This is a genomic window from Pseudoalteromonas sp. PSi26, assembly GCF_054960575.1.
In genome coordinates this window covers 1-15,947 of the sequence record NZ_JBHNYT010000013.1, presented here as the reverse complement: position 1 = coordinate 15,947, position 15,947 = coordinate 1, and the positions used below count along the sequence as shown (strand labels likewise).

Sequence of the window (15,947 nt, the reverse complement as noted above, 5' to 3'; positions counted from 1 at the left end):
TTTTTAAAATGTTGTTAGTGGGTTGTTATTTTGTGCTGCAAAGGTGTTTATTCCCTGAAATTATAAGCATAGCTTTAGTGCCTTTTCCCCAAAAGAGTACTTCTTTATTTATATACTTATTTCCAGACGTGCTTTCTTCATGAGAAAGGTTGTATGTTTTATTATTAAAGGTGAGCTCTGCTTCTTGGCTTTTTAACGTACTCAGTACTGCTTTCTCGTTATTACATACATAATGTGTGGTTGTTGTTTTGTCATTGCACCCTATTAAACACAGTAAATAAACTACTAAAACGATTGTTGCTTTCATTTCCCCTTCCTTTATTTTTTACCGGCTATTCTATTTCAGAATAACAGAGCAAAATTAACCGTTGGTGAAAAGCGCGCTTTACGTTATGTTGATTAAATTATTTACAAGCTAGGAAGCTCCATGGCAGGCACTAACCTTTTAACATTATTAGATGATATAACGGCTTTACTCGATGACATTGCAACCATGAGTAAAATAGCGACAAAAAAAACGGCGGGTGTTTTAGGGGACGACTTAGCACTCAATGCACAGCAAGTAACGGGTGTGTCAGCCGACAGAGAGCTACCTGTTGTATGGGCGGTAGCAAAAGGGTCATTTTTAAATAAAGCCATACTTGTCCCAGCAGCTTTAACGATCAGCGTTTGGCTGCCATGGCTCATTACACCGCTTTTAATTTTAGGTGGGTTGTTTTTATGTTTTGAAGGAGCTGAAAAAATATTTGCGCGATTTTTACCTCATCATGATGAGATTGCAGATGACGAAAAATCACTTGATTTAGTTGAATATGAAAAACAAAAAATAAAAGGTGCGATACGGACAGACTTTATTCTATCGGCCGAAATTATTGTTATTACGCTTGGCACTGTCGCGGGCCAAACATTACTCAATCAATCCTTAGTGCTGTGTGTGATAGCCATTGTTATGACTATTGGTGTTTACGGACTTGTGGCTGCCATTGTAAAACTTGATGATGCAGGCTTGTATTTAGTAAATCAATCTAAAGTCTCTGGCAGTATGGTTAAAGAGATTATAGGTAAAGGCTTACTTGCAGCAGCACCGCGACTTATGCAATTTTTAGCGTTTGCAGGTACTGTTGCTATGTTTTTGGTGGGAGGGGGTATTTTATCTCATGGTATTGAGTTACTGCACCACACACAACTTAATGTGATTGGCTATGCGCAATCAATGTTAGGCAATATAGGTGAGGTGTTAGCTCCGCTTATTTTTGATGGGATGTTAGGCGTTGTTGCCGGGCTGGTTATTGTGCTTTTGCATGTAGCTTATACAAGGTTATTTAAAACAAAAAAGTAGAGCAGTGTTTACTGCCCTACATAATTTATTCGCACTTTATAAATTTACACAACTGCTCAAGCTCGTAAGCTGCTTTACTATTACCTTGAGCAATTGCTTTTTTATACCAGTAAATAGCTTGTTGTGTGTTTTTGTCTGCACCTTGACCGTCTCGGTACATTTGTGCAAGGTTAAGCTGCCCCCATTGAGAGCCTGACTCTGCAGCAAGTTTAAAGCTCTCTAAGGCTTCTTCAAATTGCCCATCTTTAAAGTACATAATGCCTTGCTGGTTATTTTTATCTAGCTTTAAACCTTTGTATAAAGGCTTTGGTTTAGGCGGAAACATCACAAACCCGCCATACAAACTATTAGCATGTGGGCGCAGTACATCGTATATCACGTCATTGTTATATAAGCGCTTCACCTCATCACGGGGTAAGGTAATTGTGTTTGTTGAAAAGTAATCGCGTTGTACTAATAAGCTGGTGCGCATTGCCGTGGTTATGCCTCGGTTGCGTTTATAGCTGTAATTGCTTATTTGAAAAGTAATAAATTGCTCGTCAAAGCTGAGCACTTGGGCCACTTTTAAATTAGTCAGTGTCCATGGTTCGTGAGTAAATTTATCAGCGTGAACTAAGTACGTATCAAATGCCTGTGGGTTATTTAAGTAGTTGTATTTGAGTGCTTGGTTGTCAGTGTATTGTTGAAAAAAATATGCAATTACCCACAATAATAAAATTAAGCCAATCCCGTATTTTGGCAGGCTTAGTTTTTCAATTAAGGGGAGTTTTTTTATATTAATGGCTTCGTTATGCCCACATTGGTAGCATTCGCGCTTGTAGTTTAGCTTTAACGGTACTATTGGAATAATCGTAAAACGTAAGTAGCTGCTATGGTTTACTAAATGATAGCTATCGCTTTGACAGCTTGGGCAGGACTGCGTTTGTGAAAAGTGAGGAAAGGACTGACCGGTGTTAAAAAGCAGCATGCAATAATGCCCCGAGTTTTAATTTCTATTAAAGTAAAACAAGGGGCATATTTTTTAAAGCAACAAACTGTAAGTAAGTATGTCCGTTACTCTTTTGTTGTTATTTTTGGTTTAATCGTTGTTTTTGCGTCTGCTGCCATAAGCGCAAATACCGCATAGGTTGCTGTATTTTGACGAAGCTTTGCTGGCGTTACTTTATCAAGCGTGTCGTCAGCGGTGTGGTGGTAATCAAAGTAGTCTGTACCATCTTGGGCCAGCTCAAAAATAGGTGCCGAGACTGCATTTTTAAATGGAATTAGATCGGGTCCGCCGTTGGCTTGGTTTTTACCAATGTACTCAACATTTAAAGAGGCAAGCTCTTTTGCGATAGCGCGCACTACAGGCAGTGACGCTGCATCTACATTTGATTCAAAACCGTAAACTACATCAGCGCCAAAATCAGACTCTGCGGCAGCAACAATATTGTGTAAATCGTTTTTATGTTTTGCAAAGTACGCTTTTGCACCCCATAAACCAAGCTCTTCAGCGGCAAAAAGGACAACGCGAATACTGCGTTTAGGGCGTTTTACATCGCTAATATGTTTAGCAGCCGCCATAGTTAATGCAACGCCGGCGCCATCATCAAGTGCGCCTGTGCCTAAATCCCATGAGTCTAAATGTCCGCCAATTAATACGTATTGCTCTGGGTTTTCGGTACCGTTAAATTGGCCTATAACATTGTAACTAGTGCCTTCGCCAAGGTTTTCGGTTTGTACATTTATATTGACCGATACATCTTTGCCTAAAGCGACTAAGCGAGCAATTTGATCGGCATCGGGGTTAGCAATGGTTACGTTAGGTATTTTTTTAACGCCTTCTTTATAATAGCTTCCGCCGGTGTGGGCAAAACGATGATGACCTGTACTTACTGAGCGCATCATGTAGGCAACTGCCCCTTTTTTAGATGCTTCAATTGCTCCGGTGGCACGTGCTTTTACAGCGGGTCCATAACCATTGCCGTCTATATCGCGATTCATTCTGTAGTTAATGTAAGCAATTTTGCCTTTTAAACTATTAGCCGGTGCTGCTTTTAGTTCATCAAGTGTTTCGAATAATTTAATCGGTGCGCTGATACCTTCTTTAGGTGTGCTTATGCTATTACCTAGTGCGGTTAAATGAAGAGGTTGTTCGCTAGGCGTTAATATTTTTCCACTTTCGCTGTAGCGGCGCCATTCTGGAAAGGTCGCTTCTTCAAGCCATACTTTATCAAAGCCCAGTTCTTTAAATTTAGCTTGCGCCCATGCAACGGCTTTTTTGTCGTTTTCGGTGCCAGGTAAACGTGGGCCAACTTCGGTTGTTAGTGACTCTAATAGCTCATAGCTTAAGTGGCTATTAAGGGCTGTGGTACGTACTTCATCTACTTGTTGTAATTGTTTGCTTGTAAATTCGTTGCTGCTGGCAGTAGCTGCCATACTACTGGTAAGGAGTAGTGCGGTGATGAGATTTTTCATGGTAATTAGCCTTATTTATGATTGCGGCTATTAAAACATGTAATAAAGACGTAAAAAAATAGATGAGATGAATGAGTGACTTAAAGTGATCAAAAAAGCCCGCGCATTTAAAGCGCGGGCTCGCAATTAAAGCGCTTAATTAAAAGCTAAATTGTGCAGCTAGTCTTACGTTAGTGCCTTCACCTATTGTTACGTTGTTTGTGCCACCACCGGCTAGGTAGTCTTCGTCAAATAGGTTTTCTATGTTTAGACGTAAGTTAACATCGGTGTTACTGATATTAATTTTATACGTTGCGCCTACATCGACACGCGTGTAGGCATCTTTAATAATCGTGTTGTCACTATCTGCAAAACGTTCACCTTCGTAAAATGCACCGGCATTAAATGCAATCGCGTCGTTAAGTTCGTAACGAGTCCAAAGCGATGCAGACCATTTAGGGGCATCGGTAGGGCGCTTACCTTCCAATTCTTCGTCACGCTCGTAATTAGCATCTAAATACATAGTCGATGCCATTACGAATAAACGGTCAGTTGCCGCACCTTGCGCTGTTAGTTCAACGCCTTTGTGGCGCTGTTCACCAATTTGGTTTGTTTCAGAGATTAAATCACCCACTGGTACATCAAGTGTTTCTGTAACTAGTGTGCCATTTTTACTAATGTCAAAAAGCGCACCACTTAGCATTAAGCGATCATCAAACAATTGCCACTTAACGCCAATTTCTTTTTGCTCAGAGGTAACTGCGTTAAGCTTCATACCATCATTTATATCAAAAGGGTTATCAATAACCTCGCTGCCTTGTGGTTCAAAACCTTCAGAGTAACTCGCGTATACGGTAGCTGATGCATTAGGGTGATAAAGAACACCTATTTTTGGTACAAACGATTCATTATTTGCACCTTCACGTGTTTGTTTATCGTAGCGGCCACCAAGCGATAGCTGCCATTGTGGCGAAAACGTGATTAAGTCTTGGACATAAATGCCGTAATAGTCGTATTCTGTTTCGCTTGTTCTATCCGGTGTTTTATAGCTGATATTTGGGCGGGCCGATTCGTTTTGACCAGCAGAAAAATATATATAGTCTTCAGGAGAAGGTACTGTACGCATTTGGCCATAATAATAATCAAGCGAGTTAGCACCAATGAGTAATTGATGATGAACGCCTGCTGTTTCAAATTCACCGATAAAGTCGATAAATGCGGTTTTAAATTGCCAGTCGTCAAATCGGTCGTAAGGGCGAGACTCATAGCTGTCGCCTTCAACAAAATTACTCGGCTTACGTGGCGCTGACTCAAAACGTTGGCGTTCAAATGTTTGTTCGTTATAACCCAGCTTTACTTGCCAGTTATCGTTTAAAAATACTTGAAAATCAATGCCCGCATTTTCTACCGTTATGTCGGTAAACGCCCAAGACATATCGCGAATAGTTTTATCGCCGCCAATAACGTTGGCGTTGTCGTCTATCCATGCACCGGTGTCTAAACCTGCTTCGTCGTCTGTGCGGTCATAATGAACTCGAACTAGAGCATTGTCGCTAATATCGTAATCAACAATCAACGCACCTAAAAAGCGGTCACGCTCGCGGTTTTCACCGTTTTGGTATTCGCGCCAGTAATCAACATCTTGCTTAACTAAAATACCGCGTGCACGTAAATCTTCTGCATCCGTTAAAGCGCCTGCAGCATCTATCATAAAGCGTGTTGAACCATGCTGTTCTACATCGGCACTGGCATTAAATAATGTTTGTGCTGTCGGCTTTTTAGTGACCATATTAATTAGGCCACCAGGACCTGATTGACCATATAAAATGCTTGATGGGCCTTTAATAACCTCTACTTGTTGTAAAATTTCAATGGGTTGTTGATAGTGCGACCAATGCTGATGCCCGTCGCGTAAATAACCGGTTGATGAGCTGAGTTCGAATCCACGTAAGTTAAATACTTCACGGTTACGTTGTTTTGAACCGGCCGTTAAGCTTGCATCATTTGAAAGTACTTCACCTAATGTTGTTGCAAGTTGTTCGTTGATAATAATGTCGCCAATTACAGTCACTGATTGAGCTGTATCGAGTAATGAAGTTGACGTTCTCATTGCACCATTTGCGTTATCTACTTTGTAGTCATTAAAGTAACTTCCTTTGACTTCTATATGTTCAAGGTCGGTAGAATTTGCATATGCATTTGTTGTTATTGTTGCCAATAGTGCGATGTAAAGGGAACTCAGTTTCATTTGATGCTTCCAGCTCAGTATAGTAAAAAGTAAGGCGAAATCTTAATGAAAATAAATATCATTTGCAATGTGTTTTTATTAACAATATTTTATAATGTGTTTGCTAATGGTTGCCAATAACGAATTCTGCTATTATTAGCGACATATTTAGTGGGACTTTTCCCGCGTTATTTTTACTGCTATGGAATTTACTGTGACTTCAACTGCTTTTTCATCTTTGGCTTTACCAGCTGGACTTGTTGATAATTTATCAACGCTTGGCTACGCCCACATGACACCTGTACAGGCACAAAGTTTGCCTCCTGTACTTGAAGGTAAAGACATCATTGCTCAGGCAAAAACGGGTTCAGGTAAAACGGCTGCGTTCAGTTTAGGTGTGCTTGCTAAATTAAACGTAAAACGTTTTCGTATTCAATCGTTAGTATTATGCCCAACACGTGAGCTTGCCGAACAAGTAGCTGTTGAAATGCGTAAACTTGCTCGCGGTATTCATAATATTAAAATATTAACGCTATGTGGTGGTGTTTCAATTGGCCCACAAATTGGGTCGCTTGAACACGGAGCACATATCATTGTTGGTACACCAGGGCGTGTAGATGACCATATTCGCAAAGGGACATTACGGTTAGATGATGTAGAAACATTAGTACTAGACGAAGCCGATCAAATGCTTGATATGGGTTTTCAAGATACCCTTGATGCGATTATTGAATGTATCCCACAAAACCGCCAAACGCTTTTATTTAGTGCTACTTTTCCACGCGCAATCGAAGCGATAGCAAAGCGTGTACTTAGTAACCCAGAAATGATTAAAGTAGAAGAAGAGCAAGAAAAAAGCACAATAAAACAGTACTTCTACAAAATGGATAATAACAAACAGCGCTATCCAACACTTAAATTACTATTACTTAAATTTACACCACAAAGCTGTGTTGTGTTTTGTAATACCAAGGTAGAAACGCAGCAAGTGTGCGACGATTTAGCCGATGAAGGTTTCAGCGCTGTGGCTTTGCATGGTGATTTAGAACAACGCGACCGAGAGCGCACTTTGATTCATTTTGCTAATAAAAGTGCGTCTATTTTGGTCGCGACAGACGTTGCCGCGCGTGGTTTAGATATTGACGATATGGATATGGTAATTAACTACCACTTAGCACATGACCCGCAAACACACGTTCACCGTGTCGGGCGAACGGGTCGCGCGGGTAAAAAAGGGATTGCTTGCTCAATTTATGGTGATGCAGAGCAATTTAAAGTAGCGCAAATTGGTGATCACTATGAGCGCGACTTTGAGCCAGAGCCAATGCCTTCATATAATTTGTTGGACAAACCACCGTACAAACCAGAAATGGTCACTCTGATGATAGATTCAGGTAAAAAGCAAAAAGTGCGTGCTGGTGATATTTTAGGTGCATTAACGGGTAAAGACGGTATTGCTGGGCGTCAAGTAGGTAAAATAAATGTTCTTGATAACGTCGCATTTGTAGCTGTTGAACGTAATGCGTCTAAACCGGCACTTCGTAAATTAACCGAAGGTAATATAAAAGGGCGCAAAATTCGTGCTCGTCGCCTAACGCGTTAATCAAGTTATGAGCGAGCAGCCGGTTTAAGCTGCTCGTACTCTACTTTTATTTGCTTGAATGCATTCTCGCAGCCAGCAGGTTTGTCTGGGTGGTGCGCCAGTGCAAGTTGTCGCCAACGTTTTTGTAATTCTTTCAGCGAAAAATCATTTGTTAGCTGCCACTTCGCCAAAAGTGCGTCAAAGTGATCTTCTGTTAAAGTTGGCGTGCCCTCTACCTTCTTAAACTTCTGCCAAAAGCTTGTGAGTAGTTCATTAATCTGCTCTTCGCTTGCTTCGTAATTGCCCCAGTCTAAATAATAATCTTTTAAGCTTGATTTAACCGTTGCAGAGTTTTCTATGTCCGTTTCAATGAGTTCTATATGAAGTGTTGATATTAAGAGACTTTTAGGGTGAAGTTGTTCCTGCAGCTGGTACAGTGCATTCATAATTAAAAAATTACGCTTAAATAAATCACGTTCAGGGTTTTTATCAAGAGGCTTAATTGCGCCACAATTAATAAGTTCAGCTGCTAGGATATGAACTTGCCACACTTTTTGGGTTAATATTAAGTCAAATATTCGGTCAATCAGTGGGTTAAGCATTGTTTTGGTCCTAGTGTTTAGTGTATCTTCAGTACAGATTACATTGTTACACGTAACAATTTGAAGGATTAAAGTTATGCATGGCAAGCTCAAGTGCCTCTTTTTCATTGTATGCAGTTTGTTCTATTTGCCAAGTTATGCTCAACAATCAGAACCATTATTAGAAGAGTTTAAACAACAACAACAATGGGATGCAAAGCTTGAGTTAGGTAACACATTACTTAATAACCAACGCATTACAACTCAAAGTCGTACTCTGATATATGCAGGCCTTGCCGATACTGCGCTGTCGAGCGGTCAGTTTAGCGATGCCTTTAATTACTTTAAATTATTAGAGCAAGAAACTTCTGGATCACTTCTTCCTAGCGAGCACTTTCGTGCAATTAAAATGCAAGGTGTTGCGCTTTTTTATCAGGGCTTGTTTAAACAAGCGATTACTCAATATACCCGCGCGCTTGATATTGCAAAAATTAATAACCAAGCATTAGAACAAGCAAATTTATTGAATAATATTGGTTTAGCTTATTTTGGTATGCATAAATTGGTCGCAACGCTTGATTATTACCTAAAAGCAAAAGAGATTTACGAAAAAGTAGGTAGTGAACAAGATAAAAGCGATATTTTACTTAACATAGCGGGCGTGTATACACGCTTATCTCGTTATGAAAATGCCATGAGTATTTATCAAGATGTGTTAAAAATTTTTCGCAAGTTAGATGATAATTTGGGTATTGCTTTGGTGCATAACAATATGGGGGTGGTTTATTTTGAAAGCAACCAGCTAGATTTAGCGGTGCATTACTACCAATTAGCAACCCGTTATTACCTATCCGTCAACGATGTGAATAAGTTAGCGACTCAGTACACTAACCTTGCAAACGCCAATATTATTCTTAATAAAGTGGAATTAGCGTATGAGCAAGCGCAATTAGCGATAGAGTATTCACTTAAAATTGATAACAAAAACTTAGAGCTCACTGCACTGCAAACTCTCGCAAAAGTCCAGCTTGTAAGGGGAATGTTAGATGAGGCAAAAACGAATATTGAACGTGTTTTTGAATTACTTGAAGAGCATAGTAATGATCGCATAATGCGAGATGGGCTTGGCACCCACGCTTTGATTGAAGCGAGCAGGGGAAATTACGAAAATGCAATGCAGTTGCATGAAAAGTACAATAACGAATTACGTAAATTAAGAAGCGACTCTATTGTTAAAGCCCTAGCTGTGCTAGAAAAACAATTTAAAGCCACACAATTGAATCAAGAAATTAAAGAGCTGAAACAAGACCGTAAATTACAAGAACTAAAAATGCATCAGCGTTCGCAGTTAACGGTGTTTATTTTTGTACTGTTATTTTTAGTCATAGTGACAGGGGTTGCTTTATACCGACGCGGCGCAGAAAAACGGGCAAAACAATATTTAGCTGAACAGGTGGCGCAACGCACAGCAGAGCTTCAAGGTGTTGCCCAAGAGTTGAGAGCAGCTAATGATGTTAAAAGTCAATTTTTGGCTAATGTTAGCCATGAGATAAGAACACCATTAACGGCGATTCTCGGACAAACAGATGATTTAATGAATGGTTTATACGAGCCTGAACAGCTAAAAGATGAGCTAGCTATTATTCAACGGCACAGTAATCATTTAAAAAGCTTAATAAACGATGTACTCGATTTAAGTAAAATAGAAGCGAATAGGTTAGAGCTTAATGTTTCGTGTTTTGACATGGTCCAACTGGTTAATGATGTGCACGCAATGTTTAACCCTCAGGCAAAAGCAAAAAATCTCAGGCTTGTGCTTGAAAATAAGGTGGGCGATGAGTTTTACACCCGCCTTGATATAATGCGAGTAAAACAAATTCTCATTAATTTGTGTGCCAATGCTATTAAGTTTACCCAGTCAGGGCAGGTATTAATTGCATTAAATAAAACAGAGCAGGGTATTGTACTGATAGTTAAAGATACCGGTATAGGTATGAACTCCTCACAATTAAAACTCATTTTTGAATACTTTAGCCAAGCAGATAACAGCATTAGTCGGCGGTTTGGTGGTACAGGTTTAGGGCTTAGTTTATCGCAGCAGCTCGCTTCTATGATGGGTGGGTATATTAGCGTGCAAAGTGAATATAAAAAAGGAAGTCAATTCTCGTTCTTTTTACCTTGTGCGCAAGTATCCAGTGAACAAAGTGATATTGGGCAAATAGAGCAAAATAAAGTGCAACTAAGCGGTACTGTCTTGCTTGCAGAAGATCATGCAGATAACCGCAGATTTATTAGCCGTTATTTGCGCTCTTTAGGGCTTGATGTAATTGCAGTCGAAAACGGTGAGCAAGCTGTAGAGAAATGTTTACAAATATACCCAGACCTTGTACTTCTTGATATTCAAATGCCTATAATGGATGGTCGAGCAGCCTTTGAGCTATTGAAAAAATGTGGTTTTCAACGGCCAATTTTTGCGCTCACTGCAAATGCAATGAGTCACGAAATTGACGACTACCTTACATTAGGGTTTAACGGGTACCTTGCAAAACCATTGGATAAAGACTTATTTTATAAAACCTTGGCAGAAAATTTAGACCAGGTTCATTCGGACGGACCTAATGCACCAAGTGACATAGATATCAGTGACTTAGTAATAAGCTTTAAACAAAGTTTCAGCTTAGAAAGCGACAACATTACACAGCATTTTTTAAGTGAAAACTATGATGCTTTGCAAAAAGATAGCCACCGAATATTAGGTGCGGCACAAATGTTTGCCTTAGATGAAATAGCTTCAGCTGCGAAAAATTTAGACAGCGCCTTATTGCAAAAAGGGATTAAAGATAAAGAATACATTAAACAGTTTGTGTCAGAGCTGCAAGCCGTATTACAAAAATACAATGAAACGTAAATACACATTATAATAAATACAAAAAAAGCGCCCTAGGCGCTTTTTTTATTTTACTTCAACGTACTTATTGGCGTTTCATCGAATCAAAAAACTCATCATTGGTTTTACTCATTGACAGTTTATCGATTAAAAACTCCATCGCGTCAATTTCTGACATTTCATGAACAATTTTACGTAAAATCCATAGCTTTTGTAGCTCATCTGGCTTAGTAAGTAGTTCTTCGCGGCGAGTACCAGAGCGGTTGAAGTCGATAGCTGGGAATACACGTCTTTCCGCAATTTTACGGTTAAGGTGTAGTTCCATGTTACCAGTACCTTTAAACTCTTCGTAGATCACTTCATCCATTTTTGAGCCAGTATCGATAAGCGCAGTGGCTATAATTGTTAAACTACCACCTTCTTCAACGTTACGTGCTGCACCAAAGAAACGCTTAGGTTTGTGAAGTGCATTAGCATCAACACCACCGGTAAGTACTTTACCTGATGAAGGAATAACTGTGTTGTAAGCACGTGCTAAACGCGTGATTGAATCAAGTAAAATAACAACGTCTTTTTTATGCTCAACTAAACGTTTTGCTTTTTCGATAACCATTTCGGCAACTTGTACGTGACGAGATGCAGGCTCATCAAACGTTGATGCAATAACTTCACCTTTAACAAGGCGTTGCATCTCAGTTACTTCCTCAGGACGTTCGTCAATTAGTAAAACCATTAACGTTACATCAGGATGATTATGCGTAATTGATTGTGCAATGTTTTGCAGTAGCATTGTTTTACCCGCTTTTGGCGGTGCTACTAATAAACCACGTTGGCCACGACCAATTGGTGATGCTAAATCAAGTACACGAGCTGTGATATCTTCTTTACTACCGTTACCACGCTCCATGCGGAAACGTTCGTTTGCATGTAGTGGGGTTAAGTTTTCAAAAAGAATTTTGGTGCGAGAATTTTCAGGTTTATCAAAGTTAACTTCGTTTACTTTAAGTAATGCAAAGTAACGTTCACCGTCTTTAGGTGGACGAATAAGGCCTGAAATTGAGTCGCCAGTACGCATACTGAAGCGGCGAATTTGGCTCGGTGATACATAAATGTCATCTGGGCCAGCTAAGTAAGAAGCTTCTGATGATCTTAAAAAGCCAAAACCATCTTGCAAAATCTCAAGCACACCACCGCCGAAGATATTTTCTCCGCCTTTGGCATGGGATTTTAATATGGTAAAAATGATATCTTGCTTTCTTAAGCGGGCTACGTTTTCGAGCCCCATGGACTCAGCTAAGTTTACAAGTTCTTTTATAGACTTGTCTTTTAATTCGCGTAAATGCATATTGGTGGGTTCTTTATTACAATTGTCATACTCAAAGTCGCTTTGATCGTTGAGTGAGGTTGGTTGAATATAACTAAGGATTAGTTGGCTTTATAAACTAGCATTTCACTGGCATAGCGTCCAGTGTTTATACAAAATAAATTCAAAAAAAGGGCAAAAAGCCCTTTTTTAGTTCTAGTCTATTAGATGTTGTTATCTAAAAACTCGATAAGTTGTGTTTTTGAAAGTGCACCAACTTTAGTTGCAGCAACTTGGCCATCTTTAAAAAGAAGCAAAGTAGGGATGCCACGAATACCAAATTTAGGCGGAGTGCCAGCATTTTGGTCAATATTAAGTTTAGCAACAGCAACACGGCCGTCGTATTCATCAGCAACTTCGTTAAGGATAGGGGCGATCATTTTACAAGGTCCGCACCATTCAGCCCAGAAGTCTACTAGTACAGGCTTGTCTGATTGTAATACGTCAGCTTCAAAGCTATCGTCAGTAATTTGGATTATTTTCTCGCTCATTGCGCTCTCCGATTTAGTTAGGCGAAATATTTAGTGCGTATTTAAACACTCTTGTTTCTTATTGCAAGTTTAAACGTTATGCTTAAACGCTATGACTAAGACACATTTAACCGATAAAAAGTTTTCAGACTTTGCTATCGCACCGGAAGTGGTTGCCGGTTTAACCGAGAATGGGTTTGAATATTGCACACCTATTCAAGCAAAATGCCTACCTTTTATTTGTGACGGACGCGATATCGCGGGCCAAGCACAAACTGGTACAGGCAAAACGTTGGCATTTTTAACTGCCACGTGCCATCGGTTATTACAATCTAGCAAAGCACCTAGTAAACATCCAAGAGCCCTGATCATGGCCCCAACTCGGGAGCTTGCGATTCAGATACACAAAGATGCAAAAATTTTAGCGCCACACTGTAATCTTAACTTAGGTTTAGTATATGGTGGCGAAGATTACGAAAAACAACGTGCACAATTAGAAAAAGGCGTAGATATTTTAATTGGCACAACAGGTCGTTTAATCGATTTGTACAAGCAAGGCTGTTACACCCTTAATGAAATTGAGGTTGTCGTGCTTGACGAAGCCGATCGTATGTTCGATTTAGGCTTCATAAAAGATATACGTTACATGTTTGATCGTATGCCAGATACGTCAAAGCGATTAAACTTATTATTTTCTGCGACTTTATCATACCGCGTGCAAGAACTTGCTTTTGAACACATGACCAATCCAGAGCATGTACAAATTGAGCCAGACGTAAAAACCGGTAAACGCATAAAAGAAGAGCTATTTCATCCTTCACAAGAAGATAAAATTAAGCTTTTATTAACTTTAATTGAAGAAGAATGGCCTGATAAAGCCATTGTGTTTGCAAACACTAAGCACAGCTGTGAAACCGTGTATGCGTGGTTAAAAGCTGATGGTCATCGTGTTGGTATGCTAACGGGTGATGTAAACCAGAAAAAACGTCAAAGCATTTTAGCGCAATTTAGCAAAGGCGAATTAGACTTTTTAGTTGCAACTGATGTTGCTGCGCGTGGGTTGCATATACCAGAAGTAAGTCATGTATTTAACTTTGACTTACCAGACGACTGTGAGGATTATGTTCATCGTATTGGTCGAACAGGTCGTGCAGGTGCATCAGGACATGCAATAAGCTTTGCGTGTGAGCAATATGCATACAACCTACATGAAATTGAAGAATATATAGAGCACAGCATTCCTTTATCTCATTACGATAAAGCCGCTTTGTTAGATGACCTAACTAAGCCTATTATTCAAAGAAAGCGCAACTATTCAAATGGTCCTCGTAATCGTAGTAACAACAACGGACGTCGCCCAAATAATAGTTACCAAAAAGGACGGTCGTAATAAACCGTTTGCATAAGTAGTAGTAACTAGAGGTTTTTGAACGGTGGGGCAACTTATACCGCAAAAAAATGTATACGCAGTTATTGATTTGGGATCAAATAGCTTTCATATGCTTATTGCCAAATCAGTGGCTGGCGGTTTACAAACTATTGGTCGTGTAAAACGCAAGGTTAGGCTAGCCGCAGGGCTTGATAAAGATAATGTATTAAGTACTGAGGCTATGCAGCGAGGCTGGGAGTGCCTCGCGCTTTTTGCTGAGCGTTTACAAGATATTCCAAATCAAAATATTACAATAGTCGCAACAGCTACATTACGCTTGGCAACTAATGCTGAAGTGTTTAAAACGCAAGCTGAAAAAATCCTTGGCCATAAAATCAATGTTATTAGTGGTGAACTAGAAGCGCGTACCATATACAAAGGTGTAGCGCACACTTCAGCATGTACTGGCAAACAGCTTGTTATTGACATTGGTGGCGCAAGTACCGAAGTAGTGATTGGTAAAGAATTTGATGCCCTTTTATATAAGAGCCTCAACATGGGGTGTGTTACTTATCTTGAGCGTTATTTTAAAGATTGCTTATTAACACATAGTAATTTCAATACCGCTATAAAGGCTGCTCGAGCTGTTATTGATAATATAGCACCTGAATACAAAGCCGCAGGGTGGCAAATTGCATCAGGCGCATCAGGTACTGTGCAGGCTATTCAAGAAATAATGGTGGCACAAAACCTTGATGACCTTCTTACTTTAAAAAAGCTTAATTCAATAAAAGAGCAATCAATTGCATTTAAAACCATTGCTGCGCTAGACCTCCCAGGTTTAAGTGAAGACCGTCGATTGGTATTTGTATCGGGTCTTGCTATTCTGATTGCTTTGTTTGAATCATTAGAAATTGAAAAAATGGGGCTTGCAGGCGGTGCACTTCGTGAAGGTGTTTTATATAGCATGATTCCAGAGTTTCATAATAGCGACATAAGAAAGCGAACAGTTGATGGGTTCATGAGTCGGTACCATGTTGACCAAAAACAAGCATCACGAGTTTCTAGTTTAGCTATTGAGCTTGCACAAAGCATCAATGAAGATTGGCCAATTAATCATTTAAACGGCTTACCTCTACTGAAGGCGGTTGCGCAGTTACATGAAATCGGTTTATTAATTGAATATAAGCAATATCACAAGCATACAGCCTATATTCTAGAAAATACCGATATGCCTGGTTTCTCACAATCAGAGCACAAATTAATTGTGGCAGTAGCTAATGCGCATCGCTCTGATATACCAAAAGACAGTTTTAGCACGTTAGGTGCAAACAACCTTCTTGCGCAGTACATAGTAAGATTGCTGCGGGTATCTGTTATTTTGTCAATGAGACGACAAGATGATGTTCTGCCAAACTTTGAATTAACTGCTAAAAATGAAGTGTTAACATTAACATTCGAAAATGACTGGTTAAAAGAACATCCACTAATGGCAAGTGAGCTTCAACAAGAGTCTAAACAGCAAAGTAAACTTGGTTGGAAGCTAATCGTTCATTAACTAAAAAGGCTCTTATGGGCCTTTTTAGTGTTTAAAGTAATCGTTTCGATTAAAATACGTGCGAACAGCATGTTTTTTCAAGTTTTCTACAAAAAAGGGTTGATCTGTTTTCGGATCTCCCTATAATGCGACCCC

The 15,947-nt window shown here is 39.6% G+C and carries 12 protein-coding genes; 5 read left to right on the top strand and 7 right to left on the bottom strand.

The window, feature by feature from the left end; translation table 11 throughout:
- Positions 1–25: 25 nt before the first annotated feature.
- Positions 26–307 (bottom strand): MliC family protein, encoded by a 282-nt coding sequence (locus tag ACFI34_RS14050; protein WP_462673924.1) that lies wholly within the window; start codon positions 305–307, stop codon positions 26–28.
- A gap of 120 nt (positions 308–427) precedes the next feature.
- Between ACFI34_RS14050 and ACFI34_RS14045 the strand changes: the two genes are divergently transcribed.
- Entirely contained in the window at positions 428–1,339 is a 912-nt protein-coding gene (locus ACFI34_RS14045) for a DUF808 domain-containing protein (RefSeq protein WP_462673923.1), read from the top strand.
- 25 nt (positions 1,340–1,364) lie between these two features.
- Here the strand turns inward: ACFI34_RS14045 and ACFI34_RS14040 are convergent, their stop codons facing one another.
- The 3 genes from ACFI34_RS14040 to ACFI34_RS14030 form a co-directional block, all read right to left on the bottom strand.
- A complete protein-coding gene (locus ACFI34_RS14040) occupies positions 1,365–2,306 on the bottom strand; it encodes a tetratricopeptide repeat protein (RefSeq protein ID WP_462673922.1) in 942 nt (313 codons plus the stop codon).
- Positions 2,307–2,392: 86 nt separating this feature from the next.
- Complete coding sequence (locus ACFI34_RS14035; protein ID WP_462673921.1) at positions 2,393–3,796, bottom strand: M20/M25/M40 family metallo-hydrolase; 1,404 nt, start codon at positions 3,794–3,796, stop codon at positions 2,393–2,395.
- Positions 3,797–3,935: 139 nt separating this feature from the next.
- The gene (locus ACFI34_RS14030; RefSeq protein WP_462673920.1) at positions 3,936–6,023 is read right to left on the bottom strand and encodes a TonB-dependent siderophore receptor; all 2,088 of its coding nucleotides are present in this window, start codon (positions 6,021–6,023) and stop codon (positions 3,936–3,938) included.
- Between the two features lie 193 nt (positions 6,024–6,216).
- Here ACFI34_RS14030 and dbpA point away from each other — a divergent pair, with 193 nt between their 5' ends.
- The gene (gene dbpA, locus ACFI34_RS14025) at positions 6,217–7,605 is read left to right on the top strand and encodes an ATP-dependent RNA helicase DbpA (RefSeq protein ID WP_033019133.1); all 1,389 of its coding nucleotides are present in this window, start codon (positions 6,217–6,219) and stop codon (positions 7,603–7,605) included.
- A 5-nt stretch (positions 7,606–7,610) separates the two neighbouring features.
- On the opposite strand, the gene ACFI34_RS14020 is transcribed toward dbpA, so the two are convergent.
- The gene (locus ACFI34_RS14020) at positions 7,611–8,186 is read right to left on the bottom strand and encodes a DNA-J related domain-containing protein (RefSeq protein WP_462673919.1); all 576 of its coding nucleotides are present in this window, start codon (positions 8,184–8,186) and stop codon (positions 7,611–7,613) included.
- 76 nt (positions 8,187–8,262) lie between these two features.
- On the opposite strand from ACFI34_RS14020, the gene ACFI34_RS14015 reads away from it, so the two are divergent.
- Positions 8,263–11,073: a tetratricopeptide repeat-containing hybrid sensor histidine kinase/response regulator gene (locus tag ACFI34_RS14015; RefSeq protein WP_462673918.1), complete on the top strand. Its 2,811-nt coding sequence runs from the start codon at positions 8,263–8,265 to the stop codon at positions 11,071–11,073.
- A gap of 64 nt (positions 11,074–11,137) precedes the next feature.
- Here the strand turns inward: ACFI34_RS14015 and rho are convergent, their stop codons facing one another.
- Together rho and trxA are read right to left on the bottom strand one after the other, a co-directional pair.
- A complete protein-coding gene (gene rho, locus ACFI34_RS14010) occupies positions 11,138–12,397 on the bottom strand; it encodes a transcription termination factor Rho (RefSeq protein WP_006792445.1) in 1,260 nt (419 codons plus the stop codon).
- Positions 12,398–12,579: 182 nt separating this feature from the next.
- Positions 12,580–12,906: a thioredoxin TrxA gene (gene trxA, locus ACFI34_RS14005; RefSeq protein ID WP_006792444.1), complete on the bottom strand. Its 327-nt coding sequence runs from the start codon at positions 12,904–12,906 to the stop codon at positions 12,580–12,582.
- 91 nt (positions 12,907–12,997) lie between these two features.
- Here trxA and rhlB point away from each other — a divergent pair, with 91 nt between their 5' ends.
- On the top strand, positions 12,998–14,275 hold the full coding sequence (gene rhlB, locus ACFI34_RS14000) for an ATP-dependent RNA helicase RhlB (protein ID WP_006792443.1): 1,278 nt from the start codon (positions 12,998–13,000) through the stop codon (positions 14,273–14,275).
- 43 nt (positions 14,276–14,318) lie between these two features.
- Positions 14,319–15,812, top strand: a complete 1,494-nt coding sequence (gene gppA / locus ACFI34_RS13995) for a guanosine-5'-triphosphate,3'-diphosphate diphosphatase (protein ID WP_462673917.1) — start codon at positions 14,319–14,321, stop codon at positions 15,810–15,812.
- Positions 15,813–15,947: the final 135 nt, after the last annotated feature.

Coding starts and splice junctions, on each gene's coding strand:
- rhlB (WP_006792443.1), top strand. CDS start 12,998: ATGACTAAGACACATTTAACCGATAAAAAGTTTTCAGACTTTGCTATC.
- trxA (WP_006792444.1), bottom strand. CDS start 12,906: ATGAGCGAGAAAATAATCCAAATTACTGACGATAGCTTTGAAGCTGAC.
- ACFI34_RS14030 (WP_462673920.1), bottom strand. CDS start 6,023: ATGAAACTGAGTTCCCTTTACATCGCACTATTGGCAACAATAACAACA.
- rho (WP_006792445.1), bottom strand. CDS start 12,397: ATGCATTTACGCGAATTAAAAGACAAGTCTATAAAAGAACTTGTAAAC.
- ACFI34_RS14045 (WP_462673923.1), top strand. CDS start 428: ATGGCAGGCACTAACCTTTTAACATTATTAGATGATATAACGGCTTTA.
- ACFI34_RS14035 (WP_462673921.1), bottom strand. CDS start 3,796: ATGAAAAATCTCATCACCGCACTACTCCTTACCAGTAGTATGGCAGCT.
- ACFI34_RS14040 (WP_462673922.1), bottom strand. CDS start 2,306: ATGCTGCTTTTTAACACCGGTCAGTCCTTTCCTCACTTTTCACAAACG.
- ACFI34_RS14015 (WP_462673918.1), top strand. CDS start 8,263: ATGCATGGCAAGCTCAAGTGCCTCTTTTTCATTGTATGCAGTTTGTTC.
- ACFI34_RS14050 (WP_462673924.1), bottom strand. CDS start 307: ATGAAAGCAACAATCGTTTTAGTAGTTTATTTACTGTGTTTAATAGGG.
- ACFI34_RS14020 (WP_462673919.1), bottom strand. CDS start 8,186: ATGCTTAACCCACTGATTGACCGAATATTTGACTTAATATTAACCCAA.